At 57.4% G+C, this 23,325-nt stretch carries 20 protein-coding genes; 12 read left to right on the top strand and 8 right to left on the bottom strand.

Translation table 11 applies throughout. From position 1 onward, the window contains the following. Nucleotides 1-61 precede the first annotated feature (61 nt). On the top strand, nt 62-2,674 hold the full coding sequence (locus VFA76_14995; protein ID HZR33150.1) for a M1 family metallopeptidase: 2,613 nt from the start codon (nt 62-64) through the stop codon (nt 2,672-2,674). Nucleotides 2,675-2,712: 38 nt separating this feature from the next. Here VFA76_14995 and VFA76_14990 read toward each other — a convergent pair whose 3' ends face one another. Beyond that, entirely contained in the window at nt 2,713-3,318 is a 606-nt protein-coding gene (locus VFA76_14990; GenBank protein HZR33149.1) for a GAF domain-containing protein, read from the bottom strand. Nucleotides 3,319-3,401: 83 nt separating this feature from the next. After that, a complete protein-coding gene (locus tag VFA76_14985) occupies nt 3,402-4,343 on the bottom strand; it encodes a patatin-like phospholipase family protein (protein HZR33148.1) in 942 nt (313 codons plus the stop codon). A 176-nt stretch (nt 4,344-4,519) separates the two neighbouring features. Between VFA76_14985 and VFA76_14980 the strand changes: the two genes are divergently transcribed. The 7 genes from VFA76_14980 (at nt 4,520) to VFA76_14950 (ending at nt 12,637) form a co-directional block, all read left to right on the top strand. After that, nucleotides 4,520-5,029 carry an NUDIX domain-containing protein gene (locus tag VFA76_14980; GenBank protein HZR33147.1) on the top strand — a complete coding sequence of 170 codons (510 nt, stop codon included), beginning with the start codon at nt 4,520-4,522 and terminating at the stop codon, nt 5,027-5,029. Beyond that, complete coding sequence (locus VFA76_14975) at nt 5,007-5,702, top strand: VIT1/CCC1 transporter family protein (GenBank protein ID HZR33146.1); 696 nt, start codon at nt 5,007-5,009, stop codon at nt 5,700-5,702. The genes VFA76_14980 and VFA76_14975 overlap by 23 nt, the downstream gene beginning before the upstream one ends. A 66-nt stretch (nt 5,703-5,768) precedes the next feature. After that, nucleotides 5,769-8,231, top strand: a complete 2,463-nt coding sequence (locus tag VFA76_14970; protein HZR33145.1) for a 3-hydroxyacyl-CoA dehydrogenase NAD-binding domain-containing protein — start codon at nt 5,769-5,771, stop codon at nt 8,229-8,231. Nucleotides 8,232-8,373: 142 nt separating this feature from the next. Continuing rightward, complete coding sequence (locus VFA76_14965; GenBank protein HZR33144.1) at nt 8,374-9,552, top strand: acetyl-CoA C-acyltransferase; 1,179 nt, start codon at nt 8,374-8,376, stop codon at nt 9,550-9,552. Nucleotides 9,553-9,609: 57 nt separating this feature from the next. Beyond that, on the top strand, nt 9,610-10,032 hold the full coding sequence (locus tag VFA76_14960) for a GxxExxY protein (GenBank protein HZR33143.1): 423 nt from the start codon (nt 9,610-9,612) through the stop codon (nt 10,030-10,032). 57 nt (nt 10,033-10,089) lie between these two features. Next, complete coding sequence (locus VFA76_14955; GenBank protein HZR33142.1) at nt 10,090-11,889, top strand: acyl-CoA dehydrogenase family protein; 1,800 nt, start codon at nt 10,090-10,092, stop codon at nt 11,887-11,889. Between the two features lie 199 nt (nt 11,890-12,088). After that, nucleotides 12,089-12,637 (top strand): DUF2911 domain-containing protein, encoded by a 549-nt coding sequence (locus VFA76_14950; GenBank protein HZR33141.1) that lies wholly within the window; start codon nt 12,089-12,091, stop codon nt 12,635-12,637. Between the two features lie 130 nt (nt 12,638-12,767). On the opposite strand, the gene gcvPB is transcribed toward VFA76_14950, so the two are convergent. The 4 genes from gcvPB to gcvT form a co-directional block, all read right to left on the bottom strand. Next, entirely contained in the window at nt 12,768-14,252 is a 1,485-nt protein-coding gene (gcvPB, locus tag VFA76_14945; protein ID HZR33140.1) for an aminomethyl-transferring glycine dehydrogenase subunit GcvPB, read from the bottom strand. Next, nucleotides 14,249-15,625, bottom strand: a complete 1,377-nt coding sequence (gcvPA, locus tag VFA76_14940; protein HZR33139.1) for an aminomethyl-transferring glycine dehydrogenase subunit GcvPA — start codon at nt 15,623-15,625, stop codon at nt 14,249-14,251. Before gcvPA ends, gcvPB begins: the two co-directional genes overlap by 4 nt. Before the next feature lie 143 nt (nt 15,626-15,768). Continuing rightward, nucleotides 15,769-16,155 carry a glycine cleavage system protein GcvH gene (gene gcvH, locus VFA76_14935; GenBank protein HZR33138.1) on the bottom strand — a complete coding sequence of 129 codons (387 nt, stop codon included), beginning with the start codon at nt 16,153-16,155 and terminating at the stop codon, nt 15,769-15,771. A 34-nt stretch (nt 16,156-16,189) separates the two neighbouring features. After that, nucleotides 16,190-17,335: a glycine cleavage system aminomethyltransferase GcvT gene (gene gcvT, locus VFA76_14930; protein ID HZR33137.1), complete on the bottom strand. Its 1,146-nt coding sequence runs from the start codon at nt 17,333-17,335 to the stop codon at nt 16,190-16,192. 243 nt (nt 17,336-17,578) lie between these two features. Between gcvT and VFA76_14925 the strand changes: the two genes are divergently transcribed. Then, nucleotides 17,579-17,782 (top strand): hypothetical protein, encoded by a 204-nt coding sequence (locus VFA76_14925; protein HZR33136.1) that lies wholly within the window; start codon nt 17,579-17,581, stop codon nt 17,780-17,782. A gap of 298 nt (nt 17,783-18,080) precedes the next feature. Here VFA76_14925 and VFA76_14920 read toward each other — a convergent pair whose 3' ends face one another. Further along, the gene (locus VFA76_14920) at nt 18,081-19,760 is read right to left on the bottom strand and encodes a methylmalonyl-CoA mutase family protein (GenBank protein HZR33135.1); all 1,680 of its coding nucleotides are present in this window, start codon (nt 19,758-19,760) and stop codon (nt 18,081-18,083) included. Between the two features lie 8 nt (nt 19,761-19,768). Next, nucleotides 19,769-20,083: a hypothetical protein gene (locus VFA76_14915; protein HZR33134.1), complete on the bottom strand. Its 315-nt coding sequence runs from the start codon at nt 20,081-20,083 to the stop codon at nt 19,769-19,771. Nucleotides 20,084-20,236: 153 nt separating this feature from the next. On the opposite strand from VFA76_14915, the gene VFA76_14910 reads away from it, so the two are divergent. The 3 genes from VFA76_14910 (at nt 20,237) to VFA76_14900 (ending at nt 23,322) form a co-directional block, all read left to right on the top strand. Next, nucleotides 20,237-20,521, top strand: coding sequence for a hypothetical protein (locus VFA76_14910; protein ID HZR33133.1), 285 nt, complete (start codon nt 20,237-20,239; stop codon nt 20,519-20,521). 174 nt (nt 20,522-20,695) lie between these two features. After that, nucleotides 20,696-21,946, top strand: coding sequence for a glucose-1-phosphate adenylyltransferase (gene glgC / locus VFA76_14905; GenBank protein HZR33132.1), 1,251 nt, complete (start codon nt 20,696-20,698; stop codon nt 21,944-21,946). A gap of 71 nt (nt 21,947-22,017) precedes the next feature. Further along, nucleotides 22,018-23,322: a plastocyanin/azurin family copper-binding protein gene (locus VFA76_14900; GenBank protein ID HZR33131.1), complete on the top strand. Its 1,305-nt coding sequence runs from the start codon at nt 22,018-22,020 to the stop codon at nt 23,320-23,322. The last annotated feature ends 3 nt before the right edge of the window (nt 23,323-23,325 follow it).

Raw genomic sequence — 23,325 nt, 5'->3', positions numbered from 1 at the left:
GCATTTGCGTATCCAACCTGAGACTTGCTCACGTTTTCTATTTTTTCGCGTCGGAGATTATATGAGAAAAATGTCTTTCTTCTTTGCCCTCATGTTGCTGGCCCTTGACGCCAGCGGACAGCGCCTGCCAGCGGATATTGCGCTCCCCCAGCATTATCAGATAACGCTGGCTCCCGATTTTCAGAAGGACAACTTCAGGGGCGAAGAAACCCTGCGCATCCGGGTGCTCAAGCCTACTTCGAGCATCACCTTGAATTCCGCTGAGATTACCTACGGTGACGCTACTATCACCCAAGCGGGGTCAACCCAGACGGCCAAGGTGACCCCCGATCCCAAGTTGGAGTCCGCTGTCCTGACGGTTGAGAAGCCGCTTTCCCCGGGCGAGGCCAGCATTCATATCCGATATACCGGCATTCTCAACAACCAGATGCGCGGCTTTTATCTCAGCAAAACTGAGAAGCGCAAATACGCCGCGACTCAGTTCGAGAACACCGACGCCCGCCGCGCCTTTCCCAGCTTTGACCAACCGGACATGAAGGCGACTTTCGACGTGAGTGCTGTAATTGATAAGGGCGACATCGCGATTTCCAACGGCAAGGTGGTTTCGGACACTCCCGGCCCGAGCGCCGAAAAGCACACCGTTAAATTTTCTACGACGCCCAAGATGTCTTCGTATCTGGTCGCTCTGCTGGTAGGTGACTTTGAGTGTGAGTCGGGCCAAGCGGACGGCATTCCCATTCGCGTGTGCGGTACGCCCGAACGAAAAGGGATGGGACAGTTTGCCTTGAAGGCAGCCGAGTACACCATGCATTTCTACAATCGGTACTTTGGCGTTAAGTACCCTTATGCCAAGCTGGATTTCATCGGCCTGCCAGATTACGCAGCCGGCGCGATGGAAAACACTGCCTGCATTGTCGCGCGGGACGCCATCCTATTCGTGGATCCAAAGAGTTCCTCTTATCTCGTCAAGAAAGAGGTCGCACAGGTGGCGGCCCATGAAATGGCCCACCAGTGGTTCGGTGATTTGGTCACCATGAAGTGGTGGGACGACATTTGGCTGAACGAAGGCTTCGCAACCTGGATGTCATTTAAGCCTATCGAAGCCTACAAACCGGAATGGAACCTGCAAGAGGACGAAGTCCAATCAGCGGCGGGTGCTATGGAAACCGACGCCTTGAATTCGACCCATCCGATCCGCCAGCACGCCGAGACGCCCGCTGAAATCCAGGAACTGTTCGACGCGATTTCATACAACAAGGCGGCAGCCACCCTGCGGATGATCGAGGGCTATGTGGGCCCGGAGATATTCCGCAAGGGCGTGAACGCCTATCTCTCTAAATATTCTTATGACAATGCCACTTCGGAGGACTTCTGGACCTCAATTGCGCAGGTCTCGCACAAGCCTATTGACAAGATCATGGCCACCTTTGTGGTCCAGCCCGGTGTCCCGGTGGTTTCAGCGACGTCCTCTTGCCGGAATGGCGCAAAGAAGGTCGTACTTTCTCAAAAACGATACTTCGAAAATCGTGAACTCTTCAACAATGGGAGTCCGGAGCAGTGGCAGATTCCCGTCTGTCTCAAAGCGGGAGCCGGCGAAAAATGCGAGTTGCTGACCAAGAAATCGCAGGAAATCGAACTCTCCGGCTGCGGCCCGGTTTATGCGAATGCCGGAGCCCGAGGTTATTACCGCTCAAGTTACGACGCCGAGAACCTGCACCAACTCGCAGTTAGCGCCGAACAAATTCTTTCGCCGGTGGAGCGCATTCAGCTCGTAGGAGACATTTGGGCGCAAACCCAGGTCGGTGGCCTCAAGGTAGGGGATTTTCTGGCGCTGGCCGAAGGCCTGAAGAATGACCCGAGTCGCGCGGTGATTGACAATCTTATGGACCCACTGCGCCATATACATCTTTATCTGGCTACCGATAGCGATCGAGCGCAGTATGAGGCCTGGGTACGCAATACTTTCGGTCCAGTCGGCGAAAAATTAGGCTGGACACCGGGAGCCAACGACAGCGAAGAAGCGCGAGCACGCCGCGCCGATCTTTTTGCGCTGGTGGGCGACGTGGGGCGGGACCCAAAGCTAATCCCCATTGCACGTGAGCTTGTGCAAAAGAGCTTGCGGGGCGAGACCGTGGACAACACGCTTATTTACCCTGCGCTCACTATTGCTGCGCACAACGGTGACGCTGCGCTCTACGACAGAATTTTGGAGCGCACCCACAAACCCCAATCACCGGAAGATTACACACGCATGCTGCGGACACTCGGATATTTCGAGGACCCGGCCTTGATTCAGCGCAGTCTGGAGTACGCGGTGTCTGACCAGGTGCGCTCTCAGGATGCGCCATTCCTTTTAGGAAGGCTGATGCGTAATCCGGCGGCGCGCAATCAGGCGTGGAATTTCATCCGCGAGCATTGGCCGCAGGTCGAAGCCAAACTCAGTAACTACAGCACCGGCTCGATCGTTTATATGGCTTCCCATTTCTGTGACGCCGGAGCCAGAGATCAAGTCCAGGAATTCTTTACCCAGCACCCGATTCCTTCGGCTGAGCGGGCATTGAAGCAGACCGTGGAATCCATCAACAACTGCATTGTTCTGCGCCAGCAACAGCAGGAGAATCTGGCTTCGTGGCTGAAACAGCAGTCCGCTGGAGCCACCGCGGGAGGACAATAGGATTAAGTCGTGAGAGCTGAAGTCTGCTAAAAGCGGGGCTAGCGGCGGGACCTTTCGCCTGCGGCGGCACGTCTGGCTTCCATAATTTTCTCCGATGCAGGCTGATGCCCGCGTTGAACAGCATCGGCGGTTTTCTCCTCTGCCTGCTCGCGTGCCCGGCGCAGCAGATATTTGCCACGCACCGCTAGAAATCTGGCCAGCCGCTCGGCTACTTGCTTCAGGAGCACACGCTCTCCAGGGGGAAAAGCATTCAGCCGATCGCTTTCCACGTCAATCACGCCGAAAATCCGCTGGACTAGCTTGATGGGAACCACAATTTCAGACTTGGTATCGAAGAAACACATGCTGTAGGTCGGGTCTTGGGACACGTCCGGCACGACTTTCATCACGCCGTTGCGGCCGGTTGTGCCGACATTGCCTACCCCCAACGCAAAGCTGTGACAGGGCGGCATCGGACCGCGGAATACCTGCCGCACCACCTGATTCCCCACCAAAAAATAAATGCCAATCCAGAAATAATGACGGCCTTCGTGCAACACCTCGACTACTTGTTGCAAGGGAGAACGGCGTCGGGTTGGAACATTGCTGGAAAGCACTTGATCAATCTTGGAGAGAAGGTCCCGGCGTGAACGATAGGTTTTCAATTCTCTGATCCTTTGGAATCCCTTGATAGGTGGCTAGTGTAACTGGCGGTACTGGAGCGGTCAACGGAAGAGCACGCCGGGTTTCAGTTGGCGCCCAGCGGAGATGCTTGAGTAGTCGAGGCCGGACCCGGCACCAGGCGCTCGGAGAGTGGCTCCTGGGCATTGCTTTCCAGCCAGGCGCGGACTTTAGGCAGCGACTCGCGAGCGGCCAGCTCACCAGCACGGATCAACTCCGGCGCGCGCTGAAAGGCATCGTAGGCAAACGGCGCCACATTCGGCTCAACTACCAGATCGGCCGCCGCTTGCCACACACTGTTCATCCTGGACTGCGCGATCGAGAAACACTGCCCGATCACTTCGAAAATGTGGCGCGGACCGGAGGGTGAACACCAATGGGCGCGCAAGTAAACGGCGACCACCTTGTTGGCCCCCATTTCGCGCACCGGCATGCACGGGACGCTATGCGCAAGCATGCCATCCACCAGCAGCCGGCCGTTGATTTGTACCGGAAGGAACATACCGGGATAAGCGCAACTAGCGCGCACTGGCTCTACCAGCGGCCCGGAACGGAAAACCACTCCGTCCCCGGTGAGGAAGTCGGTCGCGGTGACGGCGAGTGGCACCTGCAGCTCCTCGAAAGTTTTCACTTTCAGAACGCGCTTCAAGAATCCGACCATTTTTTCGTTGCTGGCAAAGCCGCAGCGGGAAATGGTCCAGCGGGCGAAATCGCGGAAGCGCACCAATCCCGCCACTTCCTCCAGTTCTTTAGCGGAAACGCCGCTACAGTAGGCGGCACCGATCACTGCACCCACACTCGTTCCTGCGATAAAACTGATAGGGATTTTTTCTTCTTCGAAGACTTTCAGGACTCCGATATGCGCCAGGCCGCGGGCGAATCCTCCGCCCAGCGCCAGTCCGATTCGGGGGTGACCGGCTTCAGCGACCGGCGAGGTTCTCGACGAAGCCCGCGTCAATTCGCGGGTGAAAGCTTCAACCGAACGCCGCAGCTTATTAAATGGACCCAAGTTCAGACCCCCACAACAACCCAGCTCAGCCGAAACCTACAAACTACATACCAGCAAATGAGATGCCACTCTGATCAGCTGTGATGCACCTGAATATGTACCGCTAGGTCTTTCAAACCCCGCACCCAGGTTAGGGTTGCGGTGACTAACTGCCTTGTTCCTGATAACTTAGGAGCATGCCTCGGGAAATCTCTGCGGGCGGGGTGGTGGTGCGCCGCACCAAGGGTCAGTGGTGGATAGCAGTTATTGAGCCCCGCCGCGAGGATGATGACAAAAAGTCGCACTCCCAGTCGAAAAAGGCCGTCTTGGCCCTCCCCAAAGGCTTGGTGGATCCCGGCGAAACCCCTGAGCAAACTGCTGTACGCGAGGTGCGGGAGGAGACCGGGGTCGAAGCCACACTGGTCGCCAAACTTACCGATATCCGATATGTTTACGTCCGCACCTGGAGCGATAAGCAACGCGTGTTCAAGATCGTCAGCTTTTATCTGCTGCTCTACCGATCAGGTCGCATTGGAAACATTCCTGAGAACATGCGGCACGAAGTGAAGCGCGCATTCTGGCTGCCCTTGGACGAGGCCGCGCAACAGCTCACCTACCGCGGTGAGCGGGAGCCCGTGAAATTGGCGCTAGCATATCTGGAATTACACCCGGAGGAACTGAACGATGCTGCACGCAACCCACGTTGAAAAACACTTCACCGCTGGTGCAGTGGTCCGCGATGTGGTGATCGGCATGTCCGACGGGCTGACGGTTCCCTTCGCGCTCGCGGCAGGTCTGGCGGGGGCGGTGAATTCTACCCACGTGGTGGTGATCGGAGGTCTGGCCGAAATTGCGGCGGGTTCCATCGCCATGGGATTAGGCGGCTACCTGGCTGCGCATAGCGACGCCGAGCACTACGAGCAAGAACGTTTACGCGAGCAGCGAGAAGTTGAGCAGATCCCGGAAGAAGAGAAGGCCGAGGTGAGCGAGGTCTTCCAGGCTTATGGGATGACGGCTGACGAGAGCCGGCCCGTAGTTGAAGCCCTTAGCAAACGCCCCGAGGCCTGGATTGATTTTATGATGCGCTTCGAGCTGGGTCTGGAAGAGCCCAACCCGCGCCGGGCGCTGAACAGCGCGCTGACCATAGCAGGGTCGTATGTGGCGGGAGGCTTTATTCCGTTGGCGCCCTACATGGTGTTCTCCAACAGCCGCACCGGATTCGACTTTTCCGTGATGGTGACGCTAGTCGCCCTTGCAGTGTTCGGCTATATCAAGGGACGTTTTACGGGTACGCATCCTTTTCGCAGCGCGGCGCAGACGGTGATCATTGGCGGAATTGCCGCCACGGCTGCATTTCTTCTGGCCAAGGCGATCTCGTAAGACCGGTGGAGAATGGGACGCTTTCGCGATCTGCTCGGCCGGGTTATCCTCTAGCAACCGAAGCAAATGACAAAAAATATTCAAAGAGTCGCCGTGCTTGGCGCCGGGACCATGGGCGCCCGCATCGCCGCCCATCTAGCCAATGCTGGCGTGCCCACGTCCCTGCTCGACATTGTGCCGCCCGGCGCGCAAAAGGAAGAGCGCAACCGCATCGCAGCGGCTGGACTGGAAGCGGCGCGCAAGTCGAAGCCTGCCGCCTTCTTTGACCCGGCGCTGGCGAAGCTGGTTACGGTGGGAAATTTCGAAGACGATCTGAAGATGTTGGCGAACGCCGACTGGATCATTGAGGCCGTCCTCGAAGACCTCAACGTTAAGCGCGCGCTGTTGCAGAAAGTTGAAGCGGTGCGCCGCGCGGGCACCATCGTGACCACCAATACCAGCGGTCTGCCGGTTGCCAGCATCGCGCAAGGCTTTTCTGAAGATTTTCGTCGCAGCTGGTTTGGAACTCATTTCTTTAACCCGCCGCGCTACATGCGCCTGCTGGAAATCATTCCTACGCCCGAGTGCGATCCAGCGCTGGTGGAGGCGATCGGTCATTTCTGCGATGTGCGGCTGGGTAAAGGCGTAGTTTTCGCCAAAGACACGCCTAACTTCATCGCCAATCGGATCGGCACTTTTTCGGTGCTCAATGTCATGCGGCTGATGCAGGAGATGGACCTCTCCATCGAAGAAGTTGACGCACTCACCGGAACGGCAGTCGGGTGGCCACGCTCTGCGACGTTCCGCACTATGGACCTGGTCGGGCTGGATGTTCTGGGTCACGTGGTGAATAACCTGACGCAGAACGTGCGTGATGAGCGGTCTGATCTGCGCCTGCCGGAATTTTTCTCAAAAATGCAGGAGCGCAAGTGGCTCGGCGATAAGACTGGCGGGGGCTTCTATAAAAAATCCAAGTCGGCCGACAGCAATGAAGGCGACCGCCTGGCGATCGATTGGCACACCCTCGAATATCGGCCGCGCAAGAAAGTGAGCTTTCCGGCGCTCGAGATGGCGCGCAATGTGGAAGACACCGGCCAACGGCTTCGTATGCTGCTTGGAACCGAGGGCGCGGCACCGCAGAAGGCCGATGCACAGAAGAACGACAAGGCTGGCCAGTTCCTGTGGAATGCCCTGACCGATCTTTGGACCTATTCTGCCAACCGGCTGGGCGAGATCGCCGACTCCGTGGTCGCGATCGATCGCGCCATGCGCCTGGGCTTCAACTGGGAGCTGGGGCCGTTCGAATTGTGGGACGCGGCCGGCGTGGGCCCGACTGTTTCCCGAATGAAGCAGGAGGGGAGGCCTGTAGCGCAGAATGTCGAACGGCTGCTCGCCTCCGGCAAGACTTCCTGGTACAGCGACGCAAGCTCGGCGCCGTCAGGACGTGCGTTCTTCGATCTCTCCTGCACCTGTTATGAGCCGGAGCCGCTGCCCTCAGGGGTGGTGCGCCTCGATGCCGCCAAGAAGTCTCGCGGCGTGGTGAAGAAAAATGCCGGAGCTTCGCTGATTGATATCGGCGACGGCGTCGGCTGCATTGAATTTCACTCCAAGATGAATGCGGTGGGTAGCGACATCGTGCAACTGATCACTCAGACGCTGCGGTCGGGTGGACCGGGCGACGCCTTCGAGGCTTTCGTGATCACCAATGACGCGCAGAACTTCTCGGTAGGCGCGAACATCATGCTCCTGCTGATGTCCATTCAGGACGAAGAATGGGACGATGTTGACCTCGCCATCCGTGCCTTCCAGGGAATGACTCAGGCGATCAAATTTTCGCCCAAGCCGGTGGTGGTCGCGCCCTTCGGAATGACCTTGGGCGGCGGCTGCGAAATTTCGCTGCACGCGCCCGTGCGCCAGCCGCATGCAGAGCTTTACATGGGGTTGGTGGAGGTCGGAGTCGGACTACTTCCGGGCGGCGGTGGCTGCAAAGAGATGATGCTCCGCGCCCTGGCGAGTGCTGAAGCCGTGCGGCCGGGGAGCGGCCCCTCAGCGAAAGAGAACCGCGGCGAGTCGGTTGAGCTGATCGAGGCCATGAAGCGCGCTTTTGAAACCATTGCCATGGCGAAGGTTTCAACCTCGGCAGCGGAAGCCCGCAACATCGGATTCTTGGGCGACGCCGACCAGGTCACTATGAATCGAGAACGCGTTCTCGCCGATGCCAAAGAGCGCGCCCTCGACCTCGCCCGCTCCGGTTACAAGCCGCCCCAGCCGCGCAGCGATGTTCCAGCTCCCGGCGAGAATATTCTGGCTACGCTCAAGCTGGGCGTACACCTCATGCGGCAGGGCGAATACATCAGCGATCACGAGGTGAAAATTGCCAACAAGATTGCGGAAGTGCTGTGCGGTGGGAACGTCTCTCCGGGCACTCCGATCAGCGAGCAATATGTTCTGGACCTGGAGCGCGAGGCGTTCAAATCGCTTTGCGGCGAACGCAAGACACAGGAACGAATTCAATACACGCTGAAGACAGGAAAGACGCTAAGAAATTGAGTGCAGGTGTAGGGCGGACACTCTTGCCCGCCATAGGTTCGCGTGCAGGAGCGTTCGCACTAAACGGTTCCAATACGTAGCTTTGAACATCTAATGCTCTGTGTAATCTGTGCCTCTGTGGTTAAAGAGGAAGTGAGGTCTTATGCGTGAAGTCGTCATCGCCAGTTCCGTGCGCACTGCCGTGGGCAAAGCCTTTCGCGGAACCCTGCGCGCTACCCGCCCTGATGAGCTAGGCGCCGTCGCCATTAGCGGTGCGCTCGATCGCATTCCGCAGCTCGACAAAAAAGAAATCGAAGACGTCATCCTCGGCTGCGCCATGCCCGAGGCCGAGCAGGGGATGAACGTCGCGCGCATCGCTTCGCTGCGCGCTGGCTTGCCGGTTGAAGTCTCGGCCATGACCATCAATCGCTTTTGCTCTTCCGGGCTGCAGGCCATCGCGATGGCGGCCGAGCGAATCATGGCCGGAGGTGCTGAGGTCATCGTCGCGGGCGGGACCGAATCCATGACCATGATCCCAATGGGCGGCCATAAAGTTTCGCCTAACCCCTGGCTGGTGGAGCACTATCCGGATTCTTATCTGTCGATGGGTCTCACGGCCGAGCGACTGGCCAAGCGCTATGGAATCACCCGCGAGCAAGCTGACCTGTTCTCGCTGCGCAGCCATTTGCGGGCACTGGCGGCCATTCAGGCGGGCAAGTTCGATGACGAAACCGTGCCCGTGCCGGTCAGTTTCACCACGCCGAACGGCTCCAAACCCAAGCGCGTGGAAATTCGCTTCAAAGTTGATGAGGGTCCACGTGCTGACACTTCCATCGAAGCCCTCGCTGCGCTTCGGCCAGCGTTTCACGCGAAAGGGATCGTCACCGCGGGCAATTCTTCGCAAATGTCAGACGGCGCCGCCGCCGCGGTAGTCATGTCCGCCGAGCGCGCTCGCGCTCTGGGAATCAAGCCGCTGGCCCGCTACGTTTCGTTCGCGACCGCCGGATACAAGCCCGAAGAAATGGGAGTCGGCCCGGTGTACGCCATTCCCAAGGCGCTGAAGATGGCCGGGCTCAAACTTTCTGACATCTCCGTGATCGAACTCAACGAGGCCTTTGCCGCGCAGTCGCTCGCGGTTATCAAAGAGGCTGGCCTGGATGAAGAACGCGTGAATCCGAACGGTGGCGCCATTGCGCTCGGGCACCCGCTGGGCTGCACCGGCGCCAAGCTGACGGCCAGCGTCATCCGCGAAATGAAGCGGCGGAATGCTCGCTACGGCATGGTGACGATGTGCGTAGGCGGCGGCATGGGAGCAGCGGGGATTTTCGAAAATCTCAATTAACCACAGAGGACACAGAGATCACAGAGGAAGTTGTTTATTTTGTGGTAGGGTGCGAGGGTGGCTGCACCATCTGTAATCCGGAAGCCTGTTACTGGCGTTAATGAAATTACGCGCGCGATCATCGCAGCAGCAATCAAGGTACATTCAGCACTTGGACCTGGACTTCTGGAAAGCGCATACCAGACTTGTTTATTGTTTGAGTTGCATAGATCAGGACTAAAAGCGCAAGCCCAAGTCCCCGTCCCGGTGATCTATGACGGCATAACTATAGATGTAGGCTATCGTTTGGACTTGCTTGTGGAAGATTCCGTCATTGTCGAATTGAAGAGCATTGAAGCGTTCACGCCAGTGCACGAAGCACAACTCCTGTCCTATTTGAAGCTCTCAGGCAAGAGTGTCGGCCTGCTGATTAATTTCAACGTTAAGCACCTTAGAAGTGGCATCAAACGGCTGGTACATGGACGCAACTGGAGCCCCTAAAAATCTTTGGTAACTCCTCTGTGCTCCTCCGTGTCCTCTGTGGTTAGATAAGGACGTATGGCGACAACCTCGGCGGTACCCAAGACCAAAATTCCCGGTGGCAGCTTTCTCCTGGAGGAGCGTCGCCCGGAAGATGTGTTTACGCCCGAAGACTTCAACGAGCAGCACCAACTGATCGCGCAGACCGCGGAAGACTTCGCCAATAACGAAATTCTGCCCGCCGCCGACAAACTGGAGCACAAAGATTGGGCGCTCGCACGGGAACTGCTGAAGAAAGCCAGCGACCTCGGCCTGACCTCGGTTGATATTCCTGAGCAGTACGGCGGCGCGGAGATGGATAAAGTCTCGTCCTGCATACTGGCCGATCACATTTCCAAATACGCAGGTTTCGCCGTGGGCTGGGGCGGCCATACCGGCATCGGTACGCTCCCCATCGTATTTTTTGGCACCGAACAGCAGAAGCAGAAATATCTGCCCAAGCTGGCCACAGGAGAAATGATCGGCGCTTACGCGCTGTCGGAATCTTCTTCCGGGTCAGACGCGCTGAACTGTCGCGCTCGCGCCACGCTTTCGCCCGATGGCAAGCATTACATCTTGAACGGCGAGAAGATGTGGATCACCAATGCTGGCTTCGCGGACCTGTTCACCGTCTTTGCGAAAGTAGATGGCGAGAAATTTACTGCATTCCTGGTTGAGCGTTCATCGCCCGGCCTTTCGATCGGCGCCGAAGAGCACAAAATGGGCATCCGCGGCTCCTCCACTTGCCCGCTGATCCTTAATGACTGCAAAGTTCCGGCGGAAAATTTGCTGGGCGAAATCGGCAAGGGACATGTCATCGCTTTCAATATTTTGAACGTGGGCCGCTTCAAGCTGGGGGCCATGTGCGTGGGCGGCGCTCGCACCTCTTTGGGGCATGCCATCGGTTATGCCAAGCAGCGCAAGGCGTTCAATAAGACCATCGCCGACTTCGGCCTAATCCAGGAGAAATTGGCGGACATGGCAGTTGGGATTTTCACTGGCGAAGCCATGGTCTATCGCACGGTCGGCATGATGGATGTGGCGCTCTCCGATATTGATAAGGGCAGCGCCGATGCCAGCCGCGAGATCCGCAAAGCCATCGAAGAGTACGCCGTCGAGTGTTCCGTTCTTAAGGTCTGGGGATCGGAGATGCTCGACCGCGTAGTTGATGAAGTGGTGCAGATCTATGCGGGGTACGGATTTGTGGAGGAGTACCCGGCGGAGCGCGCCTATCGCGACTCGCGTGTGAATCGCATCTTCGAGGGTACCAACGAAATTAATCGCATGATCATTACCGGTTGGCTGCTGAAGCGCGCCATGTCCGGGCAATTACCGCTGATGCCCGCAATCAAGCGGCTGATGGACGAAGTGCTTGCCGGCCCCAGCATGGGCGAACCGCTGGAAGGCCTGCTGGTGGCTGAGCGCACCATGGTTGCCCATGCCAAGAAGCTGGCGCTCTTCGCAGCCGGCGCCGCCTCACAAAAGTACATGCAAGCTTTGCAGGAGCAGCAGGAAATCCTCGGCGCGCTGGCCGATATCATTATTGAGACTTATGCCATGGAATCGGTGGTGCTACGTGCGCAAAAAATGACCGACCGCAATGGCGAGAAGGCCTCCGCACTGGCGATCGCTATGGCACAAGTTTATCTGACCAAGGGGATGGAGAAGATCGAAGCCACGGCAAAGAAAGTGATCGCTGCGGTTGCCGAGGGCGACATGCTCCGCACTCAGCTGGCAATCCTGCGGCGGTTGGGTAAATACGAACCCTTCAACACCATTGCTCTGCGCCAGCAGATTGCAGCCCGCGTGCTGGAAGCGGGAAAGTACGTGAGCGCGTAGTTTCATGACCTAGGCGCGCTGTTGCGCGCCCGCACAGGCGAGGGCGCCTGTGCCCACGTGATTCGAGCGGCGACAAGGCCTGTGCCCACGTGGCTCTTGCTGTTCGGTAACATTCTGCTTGTTTACAAATTTTACAAATTTGTGCCGCCACCTACCTATCAGCCATAATGTTCCGCCAATCTTGTAACCAGGAGAAACTATGCGCAAATTAGCATTCGCCGCCCTGATAGTTGTCACACTGGCCTGTATCGCTTCGGCCCAGGACAAGAGCAAACGCCCCAGCCCGCCTGCCAGCGCGCATTGCGCATTCGGCGACGGAAAAACCATTCATGTGGACTACAGCAGCCCGCGGATGAAGGACCCCAAGACCGGTCAGCCGCGCAAAATTTTTGGCGGCCTCGTCCCCTACGACAAAGAATGGCGCACGGGAGCCAACGAAGCCACGACTTTTGTTACAACAGCGGACGTGACCGTCAACGGCGCCAATGTTCCCGCGGGCAGTTACACGCTGTTTACGGTCCCTTCAGAAGGGACTTGGAAGCTGATCATCAGCAAGAAGACCGGCGAGTGGGGAATTCCCTACCCTGGCGAGAAAGACGATCTGGCGCGGGTTGACATGAAGAAGGAAACTCTTTCGAAGCCCGTCGAAAACTTCACCATTTCGTTCGACAAGACGGGTCCAAAATCTTGCCGCATGAAGCTGGAATGGGAGACCACGCGCGCGTACGTGGATATTTCAGAGAAGTAGGCGTTTTATAACTACAGAGGACACAGAGGTCACAGAGGAATTCTAAGTTAACGTCGAGCTTCGTTAACGGCGGGTTTCGAAGATCAGGCTTTTTTGAAAGAAGTCCTCTGTGCCCTCTGTGGTTAAAAGCTTAAGCGGGTTTCCAGCGCAGCACCGGTTTCCTGGCTGCCCCAACTTCATCCAGGCGCGACACTCGTGTATGGTGCGGCGCTTCCAGTACTACCTCGGGCGTAGTTTCGCATTCCTCGGCGATGGACTTCATAGCATCGACAAACAAATCCAGCTCTTCTTTGGATTCGCTCTCGGTCGGCTCGATCATCAGCGCTCCGGGCACAATCAGCGGAAAAGAGGTGGTGTAGGGATGGAAGCCGTAGTCGATCAGCCGCTTGGCAACATCGCCCGTTTTTACGCCGTTTTTAGCCTGCAGACGATCGCTGAACACAACTTCGTGCATGCTTGGGGTTGAGTAGGGGAGGTCGTAGGTGCCTTCGAGGCCCTTGCGAATGTAATTGGCATTGAGCACGGCATCTTCGGTTGTCTGCCGCAAGCCATCCGGGCCGTTAGCCATGATGTAAGCCAGTGCGCGGATGTGCATCCCAAAGTTGCCATAGAATGCCCGCACTCTTCCGATGGATTGCGGCCGCTGGTAATCGAAGCCGAGGGTGCCGTCAGACTTTGTGATCACAACTGGCACCGGCAGGAATGGCTCCAGAAAATTCTTGCACGCCACCGGCCCGGAGCCCGGGCCCCCGCCGCCATGCGGGGTAGAAAAGGTCTTGTGCAGGTTCAGGTGCATGACGTCCACGCCGAAATCGCCGGGGCGGACCTTGCCAACCAATGCATTCATGTTGGCGCCGTCCATGTAAAGCAGGCCGCCTTTATCGTGCAGCACGTCGGCGATCTTGTGGATCTCCTGCTCGAAGATGCCCAAGGTGTTGGGGTTGGTGAGCATCAGTGCTGCCACATCCTCATTCATCTGCGCGACAAGCGAGGGAACATCCACCATGCCGCGCGAGTTGGATTTGAGGTTTTCCACCGCGTAGCCACAGATCGCAGCCGTGGCAGGGTTGGTGCCATGGGCTGAGTCAGGAATCAGGATCTTCTTGCGGGGATTTCCCTGCTTTTCCAGGTAAGCGCGGATCAGCAGAATGCCGGTGAGCTCACCGTGAGCGCCTGCGGCCGGCTGCAGCGTGATCGCCTCCATGCCGGTTATATCGAGCAGGCAATCACTCAGGGTCTTTAGGATGCGCAGCGCCCCCTGAGAAATTTTCTCCGGCTGGTAGGGATGTCCGTTGGCAAGCCCCTCGAAGCGCGCCACCGCTTCGTTCACGCGCGGGTTGTACTTCATGGTGCAGGAGCCCAGCGGATACATCCCGAGATCAATGGCGTAATTCCAGGTGGAGAGCCGAGTGAAGTGGCGGATGATTTCGATCTCGCTCACCTCGGGCATATTGCCCAAGTCTTCACGAGCTGCATCACCCAGCAGTTCGGTCGTATCCACATCGGGAACATCCAGCGGCGGCAGCTTCCACGCCGCCTTGCCAGCAGAAGACTTTTCAAAAATCAGTCCCTCATTCTGGCTGACGTGGCGCGAGGCCTTTCTTATTTTGCTCATCGCACGACCTCTGGGACCCGTTCCCGTTTGCTGCTGGGCTTGTGCTCCAGGCTGCTTAACGCAGCGCTGACCGCGTCGATCGCTTTGCGTGACGTAGTTTCAGTGCAGCACCACAGGGCTGCATTGCCGAGCTCGGGATAGAACTTCTTTAGCGGAAATCCTCCCACGATATTTTGCCCGAGCAGCCGATTATTGATGGCGTAGGAATCTTCGTCGGTTTGTAAGACGAACTCGTTAAATCGTCGGCATCCGGCGAAGAGCACGCGTCCGCTTTGGCTGAACTGCTCGATAGCATATACAGTCTTGGCAAGGTTCTGGCGTGCCAGTTCCTTCAGCCCTTCGCGACCGTAAACTGTCATAAACACCGTAGCCATGAGCGCGATGAGCGCCTGGTTGGTGCAGATGTTGGAAGTCGCCTTCTCCCTTCGGATGTGCTGCTCGCGCGTCGCCAGGGTGAGCACGTATCCGCGTTTGCCATTGCGGTCGCGGGTCTCGCCGACCAGGCGGCCGGGCATCTGCCGGACGAATTTTTCCTTGGTGGCGATCACGCCGGCATACGGGCCGCCAAAGCCAAGCGGCACGCCGAACGATTGCGCCTCCATGGCGACAATGTCAGCTTCGACTGGAGGTTTAACAACTCCCAGCGAGATTGCCTCGGAGATAGCGACCACCAGCAGCGCGCCTTTGCGGTGCGCAATTTCGGCGGCCGCTGAAATTTCCTCGACGGTACCGAAGAAATTTGGCGACTGGATCAGCACGCAGGCGCAGTCTTCACCCGCTGCCTTCTCCAGCTGCGCGAGATCAACTCGCCCATCTTCGCCAAATCCCACCGTGGTCAGCTTCACGCCCTGATGCTGAGCATAGGTCGCCAGCACCTCGCGATACTCTGGGTGCACAGTGCGCGCCAGCGCGACGTGGTGACGCCCGGTAATGCGCATCGCCATCATCGCCGCTTCCGCAGCGCCGGTGGAACCGTCATACATGGAGGCATTGGCGACCTCCATGCCCGTCAGCTCGCAGATCATGGTCTGGAACTCGAAGATTGACTGCAGTGTCCCTTGCGAAATTTCTGCCTGATACGGAGTGTAAGAGGTGAGGAATTCGCCGCGAGAAACAACCGTGTCGATCAGGACAGGCCGGTAATGGTGGTACGCCCCAGCGCCGAGGAATATCGCATATCCGTCGCCGTTTTCTTTCGCGCGCTGCCGGAACCAATCGATGATCTCCGATTCCGCCATCTGCCGCGGCACCTTGAGATCACGCTGCAGGCGGTACTCGGCCGGAATCGGCGAGAAGAGATCGTCAATGGAACGCGCGCCGATGGCGCGCAGCATCTCTTTGCGGTCGGCCTCGGATTTGGGAAGATAACGCATCAGAACATTGAGTGGTCGGGTAATTTGTAATCGGGTAATTTGAAGTGCGTTAATTGCTAAATCTCAGGATCAATCCCGAGCGACCGGTTCGATCCGTCGATTACAAATTACCCAATTACCCGATTCGCAATTACCCGATTCTTCTAGCCTTTCTCCTCTTTCACAAACTTTTCATAATCGTCGCCGGAAAGTAACCCGTCGAGCTCTTTCTTGTTTTTCAATTTGAGCTTAATCATCCACATGCCGTGCGCATCGGCGTTGATCTTCTCTGGATGAGTGGCCAGCTCTTGATTGACTTCGGCCACCGTGCCCGAGGCGGGCGCGTACAGGTCTGAGACAGCCTTCACTGACTCGACCGTTCCGAAGCTCTTGCCGGCCGTCAGCTCCGCGCCGGGCTTGGGCAGCTCGACAAAAACGATATCGCCCAGTGATTCCTGTGCGTGAGCCGTAATACCTACGGTCGCGGTGTCACCCTCAACTTTGATCCACTCGTGCTCTTTGGTGTATTTGCGATCTTTGGGGTAGGCCATGCGTTCTGTTGCCCCTCCGGGGGAGCTGCACTTTCTAGATTTTGGCTTTCGGCCGCTTGTAAAAAGGCGTAGGCACCACTCTAGCGCCCACCGGCTGACTTCGTATTTCCACCTTCAGCTCGCGTCCAATCTCAGCCAACTCAGGCGGTACATACGCCAGGGCAATGTTCTTTTTCAGGAACGGAGCGTGCGATCCGCTGGTCACAAATCCGATTTCTTGTCCGCTGTCGTCTACTACTTTGTAGCCGTCGCGCGCGATACCCCGTTCGATCATCTCTAACCCCACCAGGGTCCGCTTCAGTCCGGCCGCTCGTGCCTTCTCAAGCGCCGCGCGCCCTATAAAGTCAGGCTTCTCCATTTTGCAGAAACGGTCCAGGCCAGCTTCCCAGACATTGATCGTATCTGAAATTTCATGACCATAAAGCGGAAGCTTGGCTTCGAGTCGAAGCGTGTTACGCGCACCCAGACCGCATGGCAGCACCCCGAACTCACCACCAGCTTCGAGCACGCGGTTCCATACCATTGCACTCGACGCGGAATCCGCGGGCACGTAGATTTCAAATCCGTCCTCGCCGGTGTAGCCGGTGCGCGCGATCATCACGTTTTTTAGGCCGCAGACAGTTCCGTGGGTGAACCAATAGTTTTTGATGTTGCCCAGCCGCACGTCGGTCAGTTTCTGCAAGAGCCCTTCGGCTTTCGGCCCCTGGATGGCAATTTGCGTGAAGTCGTCACTCAAATTTTCCACTCGACAATCGAATTGCCCGGTGTTGTCGCGTACCCAATTGAAATCCTTTTCGCGGGTTCCGGCATTGATGACCAGCAGATATTCGTTTTCGCCAAGGTGGTGGACGATGACGTCATCCACGAACGTTCCCTGCGGATACAGCAACGCCGAATACTGTGCCTGCCCAATGGCGGGCCGGGCCGCGTCATTCATGCTGAGGTGCTGGGTGGCCGCCAATGCCTGCCGGCCGGCGATGCGAATATCGCCCATGTGGCTGACGTCAAAAACACCGACCGCCGTGCGCACCGCCATGTGCTCGGCGATCACTCCAGCCGGATACTCCACCGGCATGTCCCAGCCGTTGAAGTCCACCATCTTGGCGCCTGCCTGCCGGTGTACGGAGTTGAGCGCCGTTTTGCGAAGCGTCGGGGTGGTGGTGTCAACCGTGGAAGGCAATACGGTTCCTGGTCTCGTCGAGCGGAAATGTTTGAACTTTTTACGGTAACACGCGCATTTTCAGATGGTCAATTGTGCCGCTGGCAGCAAACTGAGCCACTACCGACTATTTCTCGTTCTGCTGCTGCTTGCGTGCTGCGATGACCGACGGACCGACCTACCCTGTGGCAGGAGTTCAGTAGCTTTGCACTCAAGATGACCGCACGGGTACTATTGGAGACTCAAGTCGGAGGGAGTTACGGCTTGAAACGCGCAATATTAGCCATAACTGGCATTCTTGGCGGGGTTCTCTTTGCCGCTGGTGCTGGCACAGGGATCAGCCTTCTAATAACGCACACATATTGGTCGGCAAAGTACACGATCACTGTAACGCTGGTCGCGCTTTTGATCGCCTACTTCAGTTTCCGCATGGCTCGACGTTCGATTAGCGAGAGAAATCCAAATTGACCCACTACCGCTGGCATTGCATAAACGGGCTTCGTACAGCCTCTGCGAGTACCTCGGTAACTTCGGACCCATGCTGGAGCGCGCTAAAGTATGGCGATGCCCACGGACGCGAAATTTCGCTGTGGTATTTGCGAGCAGGAAGAAAAACACTGCCAATGTGACCGGTATTGTTCAATCTGCTATGGCGAAGATAATGTCCGTCTGTGCCAGGATGGCTGCTTCTACTGCCGGAACTGCCGCGAAGCCTGCGATTTCGAAGCGCAAAATTAGCTTTGAAATCTGAAACTCGAAACTTTCTTCAGATCACTACTGTCTCTTTGTATTCCCCAAACACTCGCCGCAGCGCATCAGAGATTTCGCCCACGGTTGCATAGGACTCTACGGCATGAATGATATGCGGCATCAAGTTATTGCCCGAGCGCGCTGCGTCCTCGACCTGGACGATGGCTTGTTTCCAGGCGGTGTCTCGCTTGGCTCGCAATGCGCGTAGGCGTCCTATCTGCTTTCGCTCCAGTCCTTCCTCGATGCGCTGCAGCGGGACCGAACTATCCTCCTCCACGGTGAAACGGTTCACGCCCACGACAACGGCCTCGAGCCCATCAACCGCCTGTTGAAATTCGTAGGCCGCGTTTTGGATCTCCTGCTGCACGTAGCCGCGCTCAATAGCCCGCAGCATACCGCCAAGGGCATCGATCTTCTCAATGTAGGCATTGGCGCGCGCCTCAATGTCATTGGTGAGAGCTTCCAGGTAGTAAGAACCGGCGACGGGATCAACGGTTTGCGCCGCGCCCGATTCGTAGGCGATGACTTGCTGCGTGCGCAGCGCCACACGCGCCGCTTGCTCCGTCGGCAAAGCCAGCGCCTCATCATACGAATTGGTATGCAGCGATTGCGTTCCGCCCAGCACGGCAGCCATGGCCTGCAGCGCGGTGCGAACGATATTGTTTTCCGGCTGTTGCGCGGTGAGCGTGGAACCTGCCGTCTGGGTATGGAAGCGCAGCATCCATGCGCGCGGATTGCTCGCCTCAAAGCGCTCGCGCATGATCTCCGCCCACATTCGCCGCGCGGCCCGGAACTTGGCTACCTCTTCCAGGAAATTGTTGTGGGAAGCGAAGAAGAACGAGAGTCGCGGCGCGAACTGGTCAACATCGAGGCCAGCGTTCCTGGCGGCAGTCACATAGGTGATGCCGTTGGCAAGCGTGAACGCCACTTCCTGCACGGCTGTGCATCCGGCCTCGCGCATGTGATAACCGGAAATTGAAATGGTGTTCCATTCCGGCACCTGCTGGTTACAAAATGCAAACAGGTCCGTAATGATGCGCATTGCCGATGCCACTGGATATATGTACGTCCCACGGGCAATGTATTCCTTCAGCACGTCGTTCTGTACCGTGCCGGAAATCTTCCGCAAATCCGCACCTTTTCTTTTTGCCACGGCGATATACAGCGCCAGCAAGATGGCTGCGGTGGCGTTGATGGTCATGGACGTGGAAATCCTGGTCAAATCAATGCCGTCGAAGAGCCGCTCCATGTCCTCGATGGAATCAATGGCCACGCCTACTTTGCCCACCTCGCCTTCCGCCAGGGGATGATCAGAATCAAGACCAATTTGCGTGGGGAGATCGAAAGCGACGGAAAGTCCCGTGGTCCCGTGGGCCAATAGATACTTGTAACGTTTGTTGGACTCCTCGGCATCGCCCATTCCGGCGTACTGGCGCATGGTCCACAAACGGCCGCGATACATGGTGGGCTGCACGCCACGGGTAAAGGGCGGCACCCCGGGATAGCCGACATCCCGCTCCTGGTTCCAGTCCGCGAGATCGGCGGGCGTGTACAGCGGGTGCACGTTTATGTGAGAGGAGGTTTCCTGAGTATCTGCCAGGGAAGGACCCGGAGCGGCTGCCGGTGTGCCTGTACCCACGGCCTGCTCCGCGGCTGGTGGTTGCAGATCAGAGCCGGGTTTGACTTTCTCTACCATAGCCCTGATCAGGGCCTCTTTTTTCTCGTCCGCAAGAACGAACTCACGCCGAAATAGGCGAACAGCACCATAAAGCAAGCTGGGGCGATAATCTTCGCAGCTCCCACTTTACCTGCCTGATACTTAGGGTATTCACGCACCAGGGCGACGCAGCCGATGACGGCAAACGACAGGAAAAAGAATCCCACTACTTCCAGCCAAAGCAGATGCAGCACTCGCCCGAATGAGGCCAGAGTGACGCGCCCAGCCTTGACTGCCGCCCCCAGGGTGCGATTCCGTCCCGCCTGTTGGGCAGCTACTCGGGAGGCAACTCGGGCCACCACGCCAATTTTTCGGGCTGTCGAGATCCCCGCCACACCCGCATTTTAGCAGTGCTGCGTAATGCTGAGGGTCTCTGCGAAACTCTCGGGCCTCCACGGGCATCAAAGTGTTTAGAGGGTCGCAAACGGACCCTTTAATACCCCGCAGAGGGCAATGTGGACCAGAAACTAAAGAAACTTATAAAGGAACTGGGTGACGCCATCAGCGAATCGCTGACTGATTCGGAGCAGATCGCTGAAGTCATCTCCCGCATCAAAGCCGACGGCTATGACATTTTTCTCGTTCTTGAGGCGACTATAGGATTCAATCGCCCTGACGAACAGCCAGCCCGCAAGCGCCCGCTGGTCACCACCCGAACCCGGGTACCCGAATTTAAACTCAACACCCACGATTTGAAGTTCCTCAAGGCGCTTAAGATCAGCTCCGAAGACGCCGCCTAGCGTGCTTTTCGCGCGCCTTCCGAAAGTCCCCAGCACCGCGCGCGAGGTTTGCAGTCTTCTCGCACCCATTGTGCTAGCATCTAACGTTCCCGGTGCGGGAACAAGCGCTGTGAGCGCCGTTCCTGTGCGCAGGTTCGTCGCCAGTCACTCGTGCACGGACTCCATGGACCCGCGATGAAAGACACTCTCGGAGTACTGTTGGCCGGCGGCGCAGGGGAGCGCCTTTATCCGCTCACCCGCGACCGGGCCAAGCCCGCGGTCACTTTTGGCGGTATCTACCGCATTATTGATGTGACACTTTCCAACTGCGTCAACTCTGACCTGCGCCGGGTTTACATTCTCACCCAGTACAAAGCGCTGTCCCTGAATCGCCACATCCGTGAGGGTTGGAACATCGTCGCCCGCGAAATGGGCGAATTCATCGAGATATTGCCACCTATGAAGAGGGTGAGCGAAAACTGGTACATGGGGACGGCGGACGCGGTTTACCAGAACATCTATTCCATCGGTTCCGAGCAGCCCAAGCACGTGCTCATTCTTTCCGGCGACCACATCTACAAGATGAACTACGGCCTCATGCTGCAGCAACACCTTGACTCCGGCGCCGACGTCACCGTGGCTACCATCCTGGTTGATCCCAGTGAGACTTATCGCTTCGGAGTGGTGGACATTGATCGCACCGGTCACATCGTTGGCTTCCAGGAGAAACCCGAACGTACCGATATCCGCTCTCCCTACAATCCGCGCATGGTCTCCGCCTCCATGGGCATTTATCTGTTCAACACCGACGTGCTCATTCCGGTCCTGCTGAAGGACGCTGAAGACCCCAACTCTTCTCACGACTTTGGGCACGACGTCCTGCCCAAAATGGTTGAGGACTACAAGGTTTACTCTTTCAACTTTATTGATGAGAACCAGAAGGAAGCACTCTACTGGCGGGATGTGGGCACGCTCGAGGCCTACTACGAGGCCAACATGGATGTGGTCTCAGTCTCGCCGGTCTTCAATCTTTACGACGAGCACTGGCCGATCCGCACTCACCAGCGGCAGTATCCGCCTGCAAAATTCGTCTTCGCCGAGCCGGGGCGCACCGGCATTGCGCTCGATTCCATTGTTTCTGCCGGCTGCATCGTCTCGGGAGGCGTGGTCCGCAACAGCATTTTGTCCCCCGACGTGCGGGTCAATTCCTATAGCGAAGTGGACGCAAGCATCCTGTTCTCCCATGTGAACATCGGTCGGCATTGCCGCGTTCGGCGTGCCATTCTTGATCGCGATGTGCACATCCCTGAAGGCACGGTAATCGGCTATGACACCGAAGCTGATCGCCAGCGCTTCTTCGTTACCGACAGCGGCATCACCGTGGTGACCCGCGATTACTCTTTGTTTGAAAATCCGGTGACGGTGGACTACTTCACCTCCGAATAGACTGCTGCAGCCTCCGCGATACTTTGCATCCGCTGGGAACTAAGTGTAAGTTCGCTACAGCAGGAGGACGTATGTTCCGGTCCCGCCTTGTTCTGCTTCTGGTATTTACTTCCTCACTTTACGCGCAGCAAGCCAAAATCCAACAATCGCCGCGGCAGGCGCTGATTGAAATGTTCTTCAGCGGCGGCCAGGCAGCCTTCGAGACGCATCTGCCGGACGCTACAAAGCTCGCTTTGGTAAAGGCAGGTGCGATGCGATTTGGAGTCCCTATGCTCGGCAGTCTCGGGTTCCACGGCAACGGGCAAGTTGGGGGATTGCAAATTGTTGAAGCCGGTCCCATCCTGGCTTGGAGCCGCGACCCACGCACGGGAGAGAAATTCCAGGTGAACATTGACACAGATGACCTGATGGGCGATCAGGCTGAGTTGGCCCTGTCATTTCACACCTTCAAGGGCGAAGTGGAAGATGCAATGACCACTTTCTATCCCAAAGTGAATCTTAAAATGGCCCTCCAGGGTGGAGTCTGGAAGCTGAAGGAGATCGGGCTGGGCCTGCGCCTGCCTCTGGACGATCCCGAATTTCTCAAGGCACTGACTCAAACGTTTCAAAAACAGGAGTCCGCTACTTCGGGGATGCTGGTGGCCAACGATCTCGGCATTCTACAGAATGCGGAGGTGAAATATAGGGCACTACACCCCGAGCATGGCTTTACTTGCTCTCTGCAGGATTTGGCCATTGTGCGCTTTGGCCATGGAAATAGCAGCGCTCTTGTCCTTGACCGGGCGCTCGCGAGTGGTACCAAGGACGGCTATAAATTCGCCATCGGCGGTTGCGGTAGTCCGCCGGTTACTTCATTCGAGATCACCGCGGTTCCTCTCCAGGCCGGTAAGCCTGCGCTGTGTGCTGATCAGAGCGGCAGCGTCAAATACTCTGCGGATGGACTGGCTGAAACCTGCGTCGCTAACGGGCAGCCATGGGAGGGGCAGCGCGCCACCGGGTTGGGAGTCGTGGCTCACTTCGTACCCACGACTGCAGGCCATGGATCAGGCAGTGCGGAGGGCACGCGGGGACGGGCGACTGTGGTTGTGAGGATGGGTGAGAACGAGTTCACGCCTGCCAGGCTCACCATCGCTGCCGGACAGACTGTTTTGTGGAAGAACACGACCGGCGGAACCCACACGGTGACGCTGCTTCCGGAGCGCGCAGTTAATCCCGGCGATGCCCAGCTTCCGAAAGATGCCAAGCCGTTTGACTCAGGCATCATTCCAAGCGGTGGGACCTTCCGACAGAGCTTCACCGCGCCCGGCACCTACAAGTATTTTTGCTCCCAGCACGAAGACAACGGCATGGTAGGCGAGATCGTGGTGCGCAGATAGTAC

This window comes from Terriglobales bacterium (assembly GCA_035651655.1).
In the GTDB taxonomy this organism is placed as follows: domain Bacteria; phylum Acidobacteriota; class Terriglobia; order Terriglobales; family Acidobacteriaceae; genus DASRFG01.
The sequence above is the reverse complement of the archived record's forward strand: the minus strand, read 5'-3'. Positions and strand labels throughout refer to the sequence as shown.